This is a genomic window from Pseudomonas sp. 2VD (assembly GCF_005503585.1).
Taxonomy (GTDB): Bacteria; Pseudomonadota; Gammaproteobacteria; order Pseudomonadales; family Pseudomonadaceae; genus Pseudomonas; species Pseudomonas aeruginosa.
Genome location: NZ_SCND01000150.1, coordinates 1 through 13458 on the forward strand (window position 1 = coordinate 1; position 13458 = coordinate 13458).

Below are 13458 nucleotides of genomic sequence, written 5' to 3' on the forward strand. Positions count from 1 at the left end.
TGTCGCGACCGTTGCCCGACTGCTTGAAGCCGCCGAACGGAGCGGTCATGTCGCCACCGTCGTACTGGTTGACCCAGACGCTGCCGGCGCGCAGGGCCTTGGCAGTCAGGTGCGCCTTGGACAGGTTGCTGGTCCAGACCGCCGCCGCCAGCCCATAGGGCGTGTCGTTGGCGATGCGCACGGCCTCCTCGGCATCCTCGAACTCGATCACCGAGAGCACCGGGCCGAAGATTTCCTCACGGGCGATCTTCATTGCATTGGTCACGCCGTCGAAGATGGTCGGCTCGACGTAGGTGCCGCCGGTTTCTTCCAGGGTCCGCTTGCCGCCGGCAACCAGCTTGGCACCGTCGTTGTGACCGGCCTCGATGTAGGACAGCACGGTGTTCATCTGCTGGGTGTCCACCAGCGCGCCGACGTTGGTTTCCGGATCCAGCGGGTTACCCGGCTTCCAGCCCTTGAGGGCCTCGATCACCAGGGGCAGGAACTTGTCCTTGATGGAGCGCTCCACCAGCAGGCGCGAACCGGCGGTGCAGACTTCGCCCTGGTTGAAGGCGATGGCGCCGGCAGCGGCTTCGGCGGCGGCCTTCAGGTCCGGGGCGTCGGCGAAGACGATGTTCGGGCTCTTGCCGCCGGCCTCCAGCCAGACGCGTTTCATGTTCGACTCGCCGGCATAGACCATCAGTTGCTTGGCGATCTTGGTCGAACCGGTGAACACCAGGGTGTCGACATCCATGTGCAGTGCCAGCGCCTTGCCTACCGTGTGGCCGTAGCCCGGCAGCACGTTGAACACGCCTTTCGGAATGCCGGCCTCGACGGCCAGCTGGGCGATGCGGATGGCGGTCAGCGGCGACTTCTCGGAGGGCTTGAGGATCACCGAGTTGCCGGTGGCCAGGGCCGGACCGAGTTTCCAGCAGGACATCAGCAGCGGGAAGTTCCACGGCACGATGGCAGCGACCACGCCGACCGGCTCGCGGGTCACCAGGCCCAGCTCGGCATGGGGAGTGGCGGCGACTTCGTCATAGATCTTGTCGATCGCCTCGGCGCTCCAGCGCAGGCTGTTGGCGGCGCTGGCGACATCGATGTGCAGCGAGTCGCTGATCGGCTTGCCCATGTCCAGGGTTTCCAGCAGGGCCAGCTCCTCGGCGTTCTCCAGCAGCAGATCGGCGAAGCGGATCATCGTCTGCTTGCGCTTGGCCGGCGCCAGGCGCGACCAGGCGCCGGAATCGAAGGCATTGCGAGCGACCTTAACCGCCTGCTCGGCATCGGCCAGGTCGCAACTGGCGACCTTGGCCAGGAAGCGGCCATCCACCGGGCTCAGGCAATCGAAGGTCTCGCCGGAGGCGGCGTTGCTGTATTCGCCGTTGACGAAGGCGCGGCCTTCGATCTTCAGGTCTTTGGCGCGGGCTTCCCAGTCGGCGCGGGTCAGGGTGGTCATGACAACGTGTCCTCTTATTGGTGTTCTGGGCGCCTGGGAGACAGGCGCGCTGTCAGATTCTGCAAGGCGGGCGCGCGGCCCGTGGTGTCCGCCACCCTAAACCAGAGCAGCGCCTGTTTTCAATATATTTGACAGGAACCCCTCTAACTCCCTTGTCACGTTCATTATTTTAAACATAGACTCGCCCGGACTAGCGTCTTCATCCCTCGCGTGCAACCTGGGTGGCCCTATGACAATGAATAACGAGCCGCAGTCGAGCAGCCTCGACAACTTCTGGATGCCCTTCACCGCCAACCGCCAGTTCAAGGCGCGGCCGCGCCTGCTGGAAAGCGCCGAAGGCATCCACTATATCGCCCAGGGCGGGCGCCGCATCCTCGACGGCACCGCCGGCCTCTGGTGCTGCAATGCCGGCCACGGCCGGCGCGAGATCAGCGAAGCGGTGGCCCGGCAGATCGCCACCCTCGACTACGCCCCGCCGTTCCAGATGGGTCACCCGCTGCCGTTCGAACTCGCCGCGCGGCTGGCGGAAATCGCCCCGCCGGGCCTGAACAAAGTGTTCTTCACCAACTCCGGCTCGGAATCGGCGGACACCGCGCTGAAGATCGCCCTTGCCTACCAGCGCGCCATCGGCCAGGGCACCCGCACCCGCCTGATCGGCCGCGAACTGGGCTACCACGGGGTCGGCTTCGGCGGCCTGTCGGTAGGCGGCATGGTCAACAACCGCAAGGCCTTCTCCGCCAACCTGCTGCCGGGGGTCGACCACCTGCCGCACACCCTGGACGTCGCCCGCAACGCCTTCACCGTCGGCCTGCCCGAGCATGGCGCGGAAAAGGCCGAGGAGCTGGAACGCCTGGTGACCCTGCACGGCGCCGAGAATATCGCCGCGGTGATCGTCGAGCCGATGTCCGGCTCGGCCGGCGTGGTGCTGCCGCCCAAGGGCTACCTTCAGCGGCTGCGCGAGATCACCCGCAAGCATGGCATCCTGCTGATCTTCGACGAAGTGATCACCGGTTTCGGCCGCGTCGGCGAAGCCTTCGCCGCGCAGCGCTGGGGCGTCGTCCCGGACCTGCTGACCTGCGCCAAGGGGCTGACCAACGGCAGCATCCCGATGGGCGCCGTATTCGTCGACGAGAAGATCCACGCCGCCTTCATGCAAGGCCCGCAGGGCGCCATCGAGTTCTTCCACGGCTATACCTATTCCGGCCACCCGGTAGCCTGCGCCGCCGCCCTGGCGACCCTGGACATCTACCGTCGCGACGACCTGTTCCAGCGGGCCGTCGAACTGGAAGGCTACTGGCAGGACGCGCTGTTCAGCCTGCGCGACCTGCCCAACGTGGTCGACATCCGCGCCGTCGGCCTGGTCGGCGGCGTGCAACTGGCGCCGCACGCGGACGGCCCCGGCAAGCGCGGCTACGACGTCTTCGAGCGCTGCTTCTGGGAGCACGACCTGATGGTCCGGGTGACCGGCGACATCATCGCCATGTCGCCGCCGCTGATCATCGACAAGCCCCACATCGACCAGATCGTCGAGCGCCTGGCCCAGGCCATCCGCGCCAGCGTCTGATCCAGGCGGGCGGCTGGCGCCGCCCTGCCTCCAACTGGCCAGAACCACAAGAACCGAGAGTCAGCATGAACATCGAACAGATCGTCGACTTCGCCCAGGCCAACAGCGCTCCGGAGCACTACAGCCCGGCGCCGGAGAAAATCCTCAAGGGCGACCCGAAACAGAGCGTGCGCAACCACTACGGCAGCCCCTGCGGGCAGTTCAACGCCGGTATCTGGGAAGGCGCCGTGGGCCAGTGGACGGTGAACTACACCGAACACGAGTACTGCGAGATCATCCAGGGCGTCTCGGTGCTGCGCGACCGGCACGGCAACGCCAAGACCGTGCGCGCCGGCGACCGCTTCGTGATCCCCGCCGGCTTCCAGGGCACCTGGGAAGTGCTCGAAGCCTGTCGCAAGGTCTATGTGATCTTCGAAGCCAAGGCCTGAGCCCCGGCTTCATCCCGAATGCTTGTTACCCTTGCCCGCCACCTGGCGGGCTTTTTTGTGCGCCAGCCCGGGAGTTCGTACGCCGGAAATGAAAAAGCCCGCCGGATGGCGGGCTTTTCGCAAGGTGCCGGATCAATTACTTGATCTTGGCTTCCTTGTAGATCACGTGCTGACGAACGACCGGATCGTACTTCTTGATCTCGATCTTCTCAGGCTTGGTACGCTTGTTCTTGTCGGTGGTGTAGAAGTGGCCGGTACCGGCGCTGGACACCAGACGAATCAATTCACGCATGATTCAGCTCCTTAGAATTTTTCGCCGCGGGCACGCAGGTCAGCCAGGACGGCCTCGATGCCACGCTTGTCGATGATACGCATGCCCTTGGCGGAAACGCGCAGACGTACGAAGCGCTTCTCGGACTCGACCCAGAAACGGTGGTGCTGCAGGTTCGGCAGGAAACGGCGGCGGGTTTTGTTGTGTGCGTGGGAAATGTTATTCCCGGTAACCGGACCCTTACCGGTTACTTGACAGACTCTAGACATGCCTCAGCCCTCTATAACCTCATGCCCAACCCGGCATGGGTTGGCTGCTTTAACTCAAGTTCGATACTCAGTTTCACCGGGGTCTTACCCGCTGCATCCCGACGAAGGAGAGCGTGGCCCCAGAAAAGAGCGCAGCTTTATATCAGAAAGGCGCCCCGCGCCGCAAGGGCGAAGGCCCATGGCGCAGCCGCGGCCCGCCTCGCTGCGGGCTTCGCACCGTGGCCGTTCGTCGCCTTGCCTCGTTGTCGCTGCCCGCCGCATGGTCTAGGGTAGCGATTCAAGGTCGCCAACGGCCTTGCATGACTGCGCCCAACCGCTGCGGATGGGCATGTTAACCGTTCGAATGGAGCCCGTCATGCGCCTCGCCGCTTTCTCCCTGTTCCTCGCCCCTCTGCTGCTCGCCCAGCCCGCCGCCGCTGCCACCTTGAGTGTGTGTACCGAGGCCAGCCCCGAGGGCTTCGACGTGGTCCAGTACAACTCGCTGACCACCACCAACGCCTCGGCCGATGTGCTGATGAATCGCCTGGTCGAGTTCGACGCCGGCAAGGGGACGGTGGTGCCCTCGCTGGCCGAGCGCTGGTCGGTGTCCGACGACGGCCTGAGCTATCGCTTCGACCTGCGCCAGGGCGTGCACTTCCACAGCACCGCCTACTTCAAGCCGAGCCGTACGCTCGACGCCGACGACGTGGTGTTCAGCTTCCAGCGCATGCTCGATCCGGCCAATCCCTGGCACAAGGTGGCGCAGAACGGCTTCCCGCACGCCCAGTCGATGCAACTGCCGGAGCTGATCAAGCGGGTGGAGAAAAGCGGCGACCACCAGGTGCTGATCGTTCTCGACCACCCCGACGCGACCTTCCTGCCGATGCTGAGCATGGGCTTCGCCTCCATCTATTCGGCGGAGTACGCCGACCAGTTGATGAAGGCCGGAACCCCGGAAAAGCTCAACACCGCGCCGATCGGCAGCGGGCCGTTCGTGTTCAAGCGCTTCCAGAAGGACGCGGTGGTGCGCTACGCCGCCAACCCCGAGTACTTCGCCGGCAAGCCGGCGGTCGACGCGCTGATCTTCGCCATTACCCCGGACGCCAACGTGCGCCTGCAGAAGTTGCGCCGCGGCGAATGCCAGATCGCCCTGTCGCCGAAGCCGCTGGACGTGGAGAGCGCGCGCAAGGACGCCAGCCTGAAGGTCGAGCAGACGCCGGCCTTCATGACCGCCTTCGTCGCCCTCAATACCCAGCATCCGCCGCTGGACGATCCCAAGGTGCGCCAGGCGATCAACCTGGCCTTCGACCGCACCAGCTACCTGCAGGCGGTATTCGAAGGCAGCGCCAGTGCCGCCACCGGCATCTATCCGCCAAACACCTGGAGCTATGCCAGGGATATTCCCGCCTACCCGCACGACCCCGAACAGGCGCGCAAGCTGCTGGCTGGCAAGCAGCTTCCCGAGCTGAACATCTGGACCCGCCCGTCCGGCAGCCTGCTCAACCCCAACCCGAGCCTCGGCGCCCAACTGCTCCAGGCCGACCTGGCGGAGGCCGGGATCAAGGCCAACATCCGCGTCATCGAATGGGGCGAGTTGATCCGTCGCGCCAAGAACGGCGAACACGACCTGCTGTTCATGGGTTGGGCCGGCGACAACGGCGATCCGGACAACTTCCTCACTCCGCAATTCAGCTGCGCCAGCGTCAAGTCGGGGCTCAACTTCGCGCGCTATTGCGACCCCGGCCTGGACAAGCTGATTGCCGACGGCAAGGCCGCCAGCAGCCAGGAACAACGCACCGGCCTGTACCACCAGGCGCAGAAACTGATCCACGAACAGGCGCTCTGGCTGCCCCTGGCCCACCCGACCGCCTTCGCCCTGACCCGCCAGGAGGTGCAGGGCTACCAGGTCAATCCGTTCGGTCGCCAAGATTTCTCGCGGGTCGCCGTGAAACGCTGAAGGCCACGCCCGGGAGAACCCAGCGATGGATCTCGACCGCCTCTACCTGCCGCATTGGCAGTTCAGCGAGCGCCATCAGCGGCTGATCGACGCGCCGGCGCTACCCTGCTGCACACGGAAACCCGGGTGTTCTGCCCCGATCGCGCCAGCCGCCTGCGCTTCACCCCCTACTGGTTGGCGATCCGCCCGGTCAGCGGGCTGACCCGCCGGCGCCTGCTGGCGGGCAACGAGCGGCGCCTGGGCTGGGCCCTTCGCCGAACGCTCACAGCCAACCGTATTCGGCCAGCGACAGAGGCTCGCCGTCGCCGATGATGAAGTGGTCGAGCACCCGCACATCGATGAGCGCCAGGGCTTCCTTGAGGCGCGCGGTGAGCTGGCGGTCGGCGAGACTCGGACGGGCGTCGCCGGAAGGGTGGTTATGGGTCAGGATCAGCGCCGCCGCGTTGTGCGCCAGGGTGCGCTTGACCACCTGGCGCGGGTAGACGCTGGCGCCGTCGATGCTGCCCTGGAACAGCACCTCGAACGCCAGGACCCGGTGCCTCGTGTCGAGGAACAGGCAGGCGAACACCTCGTGCTGCTCGTGGCGCAGGCGCGCCTTGAGATAGTCGCGCACCGCCTGCGGGCTCTCCAGTATCGAATCGCGACGCAGGCGCTCGGCCAGGTGGCGCCGGCCCATCTCCAGCACGGCCTGCAATTGCGCATACTTGGCCACGCCGAGCCCGAGATGGCCGCAGAACGAGGCGAGGTCCGCCTCGAGCAGGGCACGCAGCCCGCCGAACTCGCTCAACAGCCGCCGCGACAGCTCGACCGCACTGCAACCGGTCACTCCCGTGCGCAGGAAGATCGCCAACAGCTCGGCATCGGAAAGGGCCGCCGCGCCCTGCTCCAGAAGCTTCTCCCGAGGCCGTTCGGCTTCGGGCCAATCGCGGATGCTCATTCGCTTTCCCCATCGAGCCCGCCCGCTGTTCCCGTGCGGACGCTGTGCTATCTTAGCCCATCCTTTTTGCGCGGCAGACGACCTGGGGAGGCGCGTTTGCCGAAGCGCATGTCATCCATTTCCTTATTAAGGCAAGCCTATGCAGCGGCTCTATCGGAAACGCATCGTCCTCGGCGTGGGCGGCGGCATTGCCGCCTACAAGAGCGCCGAACTGGTCCGCCGCCTGCGCGACCAGGGCGCTGAAGTCCGAGTGGTGATGACCCAGGGCGGCCGCGAGTTCATCACGCCCCTGACCCTCCAGGCGTTGTCCGGTCATCCGGTGCACACCGATCTGCTGGACCCGGCGGCGGAAGCCGCGATGGGCCACATCGAACTGGCCCGCTGGGCCGATCTGGTGCTGATCGCACCGGCCACCGCCGACCTCATGGCGCGCCTGGTCCAGGGCGTGGCCAACGACCTGCTGACCACCCTGGTGCTGGCCACCGACGCGCAAATCGCCCTGGCACCGGCGATGAACCAGGCCATGTGGCGCGACACCGCGACCCAGGCCAACGCCGAGCTGCTGCGCCAGCGCGGCTTCCACCTGTTCGGTCCGGCAGCGGGCAGCCAGGCCTGCGGCGACGTCGGCCTCGGGCGCATGCTCGAAGCCGAGGAACTGGCGCAGCGCGCCGCCGACTGCTTCCAGCGCCAGGCGCTGACCGGCGTGCATGTGCTGATTACCGCCGGCCCGACCCAGGAAAACATCGACCCGGTGCGCTACATCACCAACCACAGCTCCGGAAAGATGGGCTTCGCCCTCGCCGAGGCGGCGGTGGAAGCCGGCGCACGGGTGACCCTGGTCACCGGCCCGGTGCACCTGCCGACGCCCGACCGGGTGCAGCGCGTCGACGTGGTCAGCGCCCGCGACATGCTGGCCGCCTGCGAGGCGGCGATGCCCTGCGACCTGCTGATCGCCTCCGCGGCGGTCGCCGACTACCGCCCGGAAGTGGTCGCCGCGCACAAACTGAAGAAAGACCCTACCAGCGGCGAGGGCTTGCTCTTGCAGCTGGTGCGCAATCCCGACATTCTCGCCACCCTCGCACAGCGCGAGGATCGTCCCTTCAGCGTGGGCTTCGCCGCAGAAACCGAAAACCTGCTGGACTATGCTGCACGCAAGCTGAAGGACAAGAACCTCGACCTGATCGTCGCCAACGACGTGGCCAACCCCTCGATCGGCTTCAACAGCGACGAGAACGCGATCACGGTGATCGACCGCGACCTGCATCCGAGCACCTTCGCCCAGACCAGCAAGGGCAAGATCGCTCGCCAGCTGATCGCCTTCATCGCCGACCGCCTCAACCAGCAATGAGTTACTGATGCACTCTCTCCAAGCCAAGATCCTCGACCCCCGCCTGGGCTCCGACTTCCCGCTCCCGCAGTACGCCACGCCGGGCTCGGCCGGCCTCGACCTGCGCGCCATGCTCAAGGAAGACACCGTCCTCGGCCCGGGCCAGACCCTGCTGATTCCCACCGGCCTGTCCATCTACATCGCCGATCCCGGCCTCGCCGCCCTGGTCCTGCCGCGCTCCGGCCTGGGCCACAAGCACGGCATCGTGCTGGGCAACCTGGTCGGCCTGATCGACTCGGACTACCAGGGCGAGCTGATGGTGTCCTGCTGGAACCGCGGCGAGTCGCCGTTCACCATCGCCGTCGGCGAGCGCATCGCGCAGTTGGTACTGGTGCCGGTGGTGCAGGCGCATTTCGAGCTGGTCGAGCAGTTCGACGAAAGCCAGCGCGGCGCCGGCGGCTTCGGCCATTCCGGCAGCCACTGACCCCGAACACAGGACGAGACGCCGAGGAGACGCGGCATGAAGCTTTTCCAGCGCACCGCCAAGGATGGGAACGAGTTGGGCGACCTGCTCGAACCGGAAAAGAAGCCGCTCAAGGCAGCGTCCGAACGCGCTGACGGCAAGGACCTGCTGCCCGGCATAGGCGCCAGCCTGCTGGGTGTGGCGGCCGCCGGCGCCCTGCTCTGGTTCGGCGTCTTCGGCGGCGCCGGCGAAGCGCAGCAGCGCCAGTTGGACGCGGCCTGGGCCGAAGGCCAGGCCGGCGCCTTGCGCCAGGCCTTGCAGCAACTCGCCGCCGACACCCGCGCCGCCGCGGCCAGCCCCCTCGCCCTCGAAGCCCTGCAAAGTGGCGACGCCGCCCGCATCGAGGCCGCCCAGCGCAGCCTGCTGGCCTGGGACGGCGTGGTCGATGCCCACCTGAACGCGCCCGGCCAGGCCGCCCAGGACAACGACAGCCCCGGCCCGGTCAGCTTCGCCGCCCTGGATATCCTGCACCGGGTGGAAAGTGGCCAGAACGTCGCCGCCGAAGCCTACAAGGTCGGCCAGCGCTGGCTGCTGTACAGCGCCGCGCCGGTGCGCAGCGCCGACCAGAGCCTGCAAGGCACGCTGCTGCTGGCGGTCGACCTGCAACGGCTACTGCGCGCCCTGCCGCCCTTGCCGGGCGATGCCGGCCAGGTGCAACTGGTCCAGCAGTTCTCCGGCGCACCGGCCCAGGTGCTGCTGCAACGCGGTACGCCGGCGCCGGGCAAGGGTGCGCAAGCGCTGGACAGCGGCAATCCGAACTGGAAACTGAACTACACGCCCGGCAGCGTCGCCTCGACCCAGGCCTCGCCGCTGCTGCTGGCACTCGCGGCGCTGCTGGCCCTGCTCGGCGGCATCCTCGGCGCCTACCTCACCCGTTCGTCGCTGTTGCGCCGCCTGCACCAGGATGTCCTGACCCTCGGTCAGTATCTTCAGGAACTCGGCGGGCAACGCACTGCCAAACCCCCTGTGCCTAGCCTGCCGGGCTTCGCCCCGCTGATCCAGGCATTGGCCCGCCAGCCGCGGCGCAAGCCGGAGCCGACCAGCGCGCCCAGCCCTGCCAAGGCAGCGCCGGTGGCGCCGGTGGCGGTGGCGAAAGCGCCTCCTCGCGAGGAGCCGGCATTGGCAGATCCGTTGTTCCAGAACACCGACATTCTGGATATCGACATTCTCGATGAAGACCAGGACCTCCTGGGATTGGAGCAAACCCCCATCATGAGCACTGCAAAAGCACCGACGCTGCCCGCCAGCATCTTCCGCGCCTACGACATCCGCGGCGTGGTAGGCGATACCCTCACCGCCGAGACCGCCTACTGGATCGGTCGCGCCATCGGCTCGGAAAGCCTCGCCCGCGGCGAACCGTGCGTCGCTGTCGGCCGCGATGGCCGCCTGTCCGGTCCCGAACTGGTCAAGCAGCTGATCCAGGGCCTGGTGGACTGCGGTTGCCAGGTCAGCGACGTGGGCATGGTGCCTACCCCGGTGCTGTACTACGCGGCCAACGTGCTCGAGGGCAAGTCCGGGGTGATGCTGACCGGCAGCCACAACCCGCCGGACTACAACGGCTTCAAGATCGTGGTCGCCGGCGAAACCCTGGCCAACGAGCAGATCCAGGCCCTGCGCGAGCGCATCGAGAAAAACGACCTGGCATCCGGCGTCGGCAGCGTAGAGCAGGTCGACATCCTGCCGCGCTACTTCAAGCAGATCCGCGACGACATCGCCATGGCCAAGCCGATGAAGGTGGTGGTCGACTGCGGCAACGGCGTGGCCGGGGTGATCGCCCCGCAGCTGATCGAGGCCCTGGGCTGCAGCGTGATCCCGCTGTACTGCGAGGTCGACGGCAACTTCCCGAACCACCATCCGGACCCGGGCAAGCCGGAGAACCTGAAGGACCTGATCGCCAAGGTCAAGGCCGAGAACGCCGACCTGGGCCTGGCCTTCGACGGCGACGGCGACCGCGTCGGCGTGGTCACCAATACCGGTACCATCATCTATCCGGACCGCCTGCTGATGCTGTTCGCCAAGGACGTGGTCTCGCGCAACCCGGGGGCCGACATCATCTTCGACGTCAAGTGCACCCGCCGCCTGATCGCCCTGATCAGCGGCTACGGCGGCCGTCCGGTGATGTGGAAGACCGGCCACTCGCTGATCAAGAGGAAGATGAAGGAAACCGGCGCCCTGCTGGCCGGCGAGATGAGCGGCCACGTGTTCTTCAAGGAGCGCTGGTTCGGCTTCGACGATGGCATCTACAGCGCCGCCCGCCTGCTGGAAATCCTCAGCCAGGACCAGCGTGACAGCGAGCACGTGTTCTCGGCCTTCCCGAGCGACATTTCCACCCCGGAAATCAACATCACCGTCACCGAGGACAGCAAGTTCGCCATCATCGAGGCGCTGCAACGCGACGCCCAATGGGGCGAAGGCAACATCACCACCCTCGACGGCGTGCGGGTCGACTACCCCAAAGGCTGGGGCCTGGTACGCGCCTCCAACACCACTCCCGTGCTGGTCCTGCGCTTCGAAGCGGACACCGAGGAAGAGCTGGAGCGCATCAAGACCGTCTTCCGTAACCAACTGAAGGCAGTGGATTCCTCGCTGCCCGTGCCCTTCTGACATGTCGGAGCTCCCCATGACCCTGAGTCGCGATGACGCCGCCCAGGTTGCCAAGGTCCTTTCCGAGGCCCTGCCCTACATCCGCCGCTTCGTCGGCAAGACGCTGGTGATCAAGTACGGCGGCAACGCCATGGAGAGCGAGGAGCTGAAGGCCGGCTTCGCCCGCGACGTGGTGCTGATGAAAGCGGTCGGCATCAACCCGGTGGTGGTGCATGGCGGCGGCCCGCAGATCGGCGACCTGCTCAAGCGCCTGTCGATCGAGAGCCACTTCATCGACGGCATGCGCGTCACCGATGCGGCGACCATGGACGTGGTGGAGATGGTCCTCGGCGGCCAGGTGAACAAGGACATCGTCAACCTGATCAACCGCCACGGCGGCAGCGCCATCGGCCTGACCGGCAAGGACGCCGAGCTGATCCGTGCGAAGAAGCTCACCGTGACCCGCCAGACCCCGGAGATGACCAAGCCGGAGATCATCGACATCGGCCATGTGGGCGAAGTCACCGGGGTCAACGTCGGGCTGCTGAACATGCTGGTCAAGGGCGACTTCATTCCGGTGATCGCGCCGATCGGCGTGGGCAGCAACGGCGAGTCCTACAACATCAACGCCGACCTGGTGGCCGGCAAGGTGGCGGAAGCGCTGAAGGCCGAGAAACTGATGCTGCTGACCAACATCGCCGGCCTGATGGACAAGCAGGGCCAGGTGCTGACCGGGCTGTCCACCGAACAGGTCAACGAGCTGATCGCCGACGGCACCATCTACGGCGGCATGCTGCCGAAGATCCGTTGCGCCCTGGAAGCGGTACAGGGCGGCGTGACCAGCGCGCACATCATCGATGGCCGGGTGCCGAACGCCGTGCTGCTGGAAATCTTCACCGACAGCGGCGTCGGCACCCTGATCAGCAACCGCAAGCGTCACTGATCGCCCGGCCATGGCGCGCTCCGGCGCGCCATGGCGGTTCTCCCTTAGCGTCGCGCGGCCAGCGCGAAGGCCTGCTCCAGCGGGGCACCCTCGCTGCGGAAGGTCGCCGGGCTCACTCCCGTCCAACGCTTGAACGCGCGCCTGAAACTGCGGATATCACGGTATCCCACTTCCTCGGTGATACGTTCGATGGACATCCCGGGGTTGCCCAGCAGGCTCATCGCCCGCCCTCGCCGCACCTGCTCCAGCAACGCCTCGAAGGTCAGCCCGTGCTCGGCCAGCCGGCGCCGCAGGGTGCGGCTGCTCATGTTCAGTTCGGCGGAAATCCTTTCGATCTGGCTGCCCAGGCTGAGGTCGCGGGCGATGGCCCGTTCCACCGCCTGGACCAGGTCGAGTTTCCGGTGCACCTGGGTGCTTTCCTGCTCCAGCAGGGCCAGCGCCTGGCGTAACGCCGGCAGGTTGTGGTTGGGCAGGCGCATGTCCAGCCAGTGGCTGGCGATCGCCATGCGGTTGTGCAGGCAGCCGAAGCGTACCTGGGGGCCCAGCAGGCGCAGGTACTCGCCCGCGTAGGGCGGAGCGGCATGGATGAGTTCGATGCCCAGCGGTTCGAACGCCGGACTGACCAGGGCACGCCCATACACCAGCAGGCTGGCGAAGAACTCCTCGATGGCAAACACCTGCACCTCACTGCTGGGCAGGTGGCATTCGACCTCGACGAAGAAGGTTTCGCCCTGCTGGTAGACGCTGGAGGTGACGATCCCGCCCGAGCTGTGCTGGTAGCGCACGCCGATGTCGAACGCGTCGCGCAGGGTACGGCACAGCGACAGCACATGGCCCAGCAGGCCAAGGGTGCCGAGCACGTTCTGGTGTCCGACCCACAGCCCCAGCCCCCGCTCCGGCAGGGCCTGGAGGGCACGCTGGATCATGCTCACGGCCTGGCGGTAGGAGATGCGCTGGGTAGGGTCCTGCAGGTCTTCGACGGTGAAGCCCAGGCCCCGGCACAGCCGCGCGGGATCGACGCCATGGCCTTCGACCACCTCGGCCAGCGTCTGCAGCAGGAAGGTGGATACCTGGGCGAGTTCGTAGCGCGCATCGGCGGCATTGTTGTGCATGGGCGAAATCCTGAGCCGGTCTCGGCTTCGTTCTTGTTCTGGCGGTGGATCGCGACATGGGATGAGCGTCCCATCATATAGCGTTCCGCACAGATGTAACAAAGCATTGCACGGTGTCCGCAAATCCCCC

The 13458-nt window shown here is 66.6% G+C and carries 12 protein-coding genes; 7 read left to right on the forward strand and 5 right to left on the reverse strand.

Going from position 1 to position 13458, the window contains the following annotated elements; genetic code table 11:
- A partial coding sequence (locus FFS27_RS17340; protein ID WP_137952113.1) for an aldehyde dehydrogenase occupies positions 1–1435 on the reverse strand: 1435 nt, incomplete at its 3' end.
- A 229-nt stretch (positions 1436–1664) separates the two neighbouring features.
- On the opposite strand from FFS27_RS17340, the gene FFS27_RS17345 reads away from it, so the two are divergent.
- Positions 1665–2999 (forward strand): aspartate aminotransferase family protein, encoded by a 1335-nt coding sequence (locus tag FFS27_RS17345; protein ID WP_003096546.1) that lies wholly within the window; start codon positions 1665–1667, stop codon positions 2997–2999.
- A 65-nt stretch (positions 3000–3064) separates the two neighbouring features.
- Positions 3065–3427 carry a cupin domain-containing protein gene (locus tag FFS27_RS17350; RefSeq protein WP_003096551.1) on the forward strand — a complete coding sequence of 121 codons (363 nt, stop codon included), beginning with the start codon at positions 3065–3067 and terminating at the stop codon, positions 3425–3427.
- A 136-nt stretch (positions 3428–3563) separates the two neighbouring features.
- On the opposite strand, the gene rpmG is transcribed toward FFS27_RS17350, so the two are convergent.
- A complete protein-coding gene (rpmG, locus tag FFS27_RS17355; protein WP_003096555.1) occupies positions 3564–3719 on the reverse strand; it encodes a 50S ribosomal protein L33 in 156 nt (51 codons plus the stop codon).
- A gap of 11 nt (positions 3720–3730) precedes the next feature.
- Positions 3731–3967 (reverse strand): 50S ribosomal protein L28, encoded by a 237-nt coding sequence (gene rpmB, locus FFS27_RS17360; protein ID WP_003096556.1) that lies wholly within the window; start codon positions 3965–3967, stop codon positions 3731–3733.
- Positions 3968–4322: 355 nt separating this feature from the next.
- Between rpmB and FFS27_RS17365 the strand changes: the two genes are divergently transcribed.
- Entirely contained in the window at positions 4323–5903 is a 1581-nt protein-coding gene (locus tag FFS27_RS17365; RefSeq protein ID WP_003096557.1) for an ABC transporter substrate-binding protein, read from the forward strand.
- A gap of 262 nt (positions 5904–6165) precedes the next feature.
- On the opposite strand, the gene radC is transcribed toward FFS27_RS17365, so the two are convergent.
- Positions 6166–6840 carry a RadC family protein gene (gene radC / locus FFS27_RS17375; protein WP_003096559.1) on the reverse strand — a complete coding sequence of 225 codons (675 nt, stop codon included), beginning with the start codon at positions 6838–6840 and terminating at the stop codon, positions 6166–6168.
- 139 nt (positions 6841–6979) lie between these two features.
- On the opposite strand from radC, the gene coaBC reads away from it, so the two are divergent.
- The 4 genes from coaBC to argB are packed head-to-tail and all read left to right on the forward strand — an operon-like array spanning position 6980 to position 12216.
- On the forward strand, positions 6980–8188 hold the full coding sequence (coaBC, locus tag FFS27_RS17380) for a bifunctional phosphopantothenoylcysteine decarboxylase/phosphopantothenate--cysteine ligase CoaBC (protein ID WP_003098292.1): 1209 nt from the start codon (positions 6980–6982) through the stop codon (positions 8186–8188).
- A gap of 7 nt (positions 8189–8195) precedes the next feature.
- A complete protein-coding gene (dut, locus tag FFS27_RS17385; RefSeq protein ID WP_003096567.1) occupies positions 8196–8651 on the forward strand; it encodes a dUTP diphosphatase in 456 nt (151 codons plus the stop codon).
- A 36-nt stretch (positions 8652–8687) separates the two neighbouring features.
- A complete protein-coding gene (locus FFS27_RS17390; protein ID WP_023101723.1) occupies positions 8688–11294 on the forward strand; it encodes a phosphomannomutase/phosphoglucomutase in 2607 nt (868 codons plus the stop codon).
- Between the two features lie 16 nt (positions 11295–11310).
- Positions 11311–12216: an acetylglutamate kinase gene (argB, locus tag FFS27_RS17395; protein ID WP_003096572.1), complete on the forward strand. Its 906-nt coding sequence runs from the start codon at positions 11311–11313 to the stop codon at positions 12214–12216.
- Between the two features lie 44 nt (positions 12217–12260).
- On the opposite strand, the gene sphR is transcribed toward argB, so the two are convergent.
- Positions 12261–13328, reverse strand: a complete 1068-nt coding sequence (gene sphR, locus FFS27_RS17400; protein WP_021263175.1) for an AraC family transcriptional regulator SphR — start codon at positions 13326–13328, stop codon at positions 12261–12263.
- Positions 13329–13458 lie beyond the last annotated feature (130 nt).

What these genes read in the sequence shown, in the direction of transcription:
- FFS27_RS17345 (WP_003096546.1), top strand. Translation starts at nt 1,665, where the DNA reads ATGACAATGAATAACGAGCCGCAGTCGAGCAGCCTCGACAACTTCTGG.
- FFS27_RS17350 (WP_003096551.1), top strand. Translation starts at nt 3,065, where the DNA reads ATGAACATCGAACAGATCGTCGACTTCGCCCAGGCCAACAGCGCTCCG.
- rpmG (WP_003096555.1), bottom strand. Translation starts at nt 3,719, where the DNA reads ATGCGTGAATTGATTCGTCTGGTGTCCAGCGCCGGTACCGGCCACTTC.
- rpmB (WP_003096556.1), bottom strand. Translation starts at nt 3,967, where the DNA reads ATGTCTAGAGTCTGTCAAGTAACCGGTAAGGGTCCGGTTACCGGGAAT.
- FFS27_RS17365 (WP_003096557.1), top strand. Translation starts at nt 4,323, where the DNA reads ATGCGCCTCGCCGCTTTCTCCCTGTTCCTCGCCCCTCTGCTGCTCGCC.
- radC (WP_003096559.1), bottom strand. Translation starts at nt 6,840, where the DNA reads ATGAGCATCCGCGATTGGCCCGAAGCCGAACGGCCTCGGGAGAAGCTT.
- coaBC (WP_003098292.1), top strand. Translation starts at nt 6,980, where the DNA reads ATGCAGCGGCTCTATCGGAAACGCATCGTCCTCGGCGTGGGCGGCGGC.
- dut (WP_003096567.1), top strand. Translation starts at nt 8,196, where the DNA reads ATGCACTCTCTCCAAGCCAAGATCCTCGACCCCCGCCTGGGCTCCGAC.
- FFS27_RS17390 (WP_023101723.1), top strand. Translation starts at nt 8,688, where the DNA reads ATGAAGCTTTTCCAGCGCACCGCCAAGGATGGGAACGAGTTGGGCGAC.
- argB (WP_003096572.1), top strand. Translation starts at nt 11,311, where the DNA reads ATGACCCTGAGTCGCGATGACGCCGCCCAGGTTGCCAAGGTCCTTTCC.
- sphR (WP_021263175.1), bottom strand. Translation starts at nt 13,328, where the DNA reads ATGCACAACAATGCCGCCGATGCGCGCTACGAACTCGCCCAGGTATCC.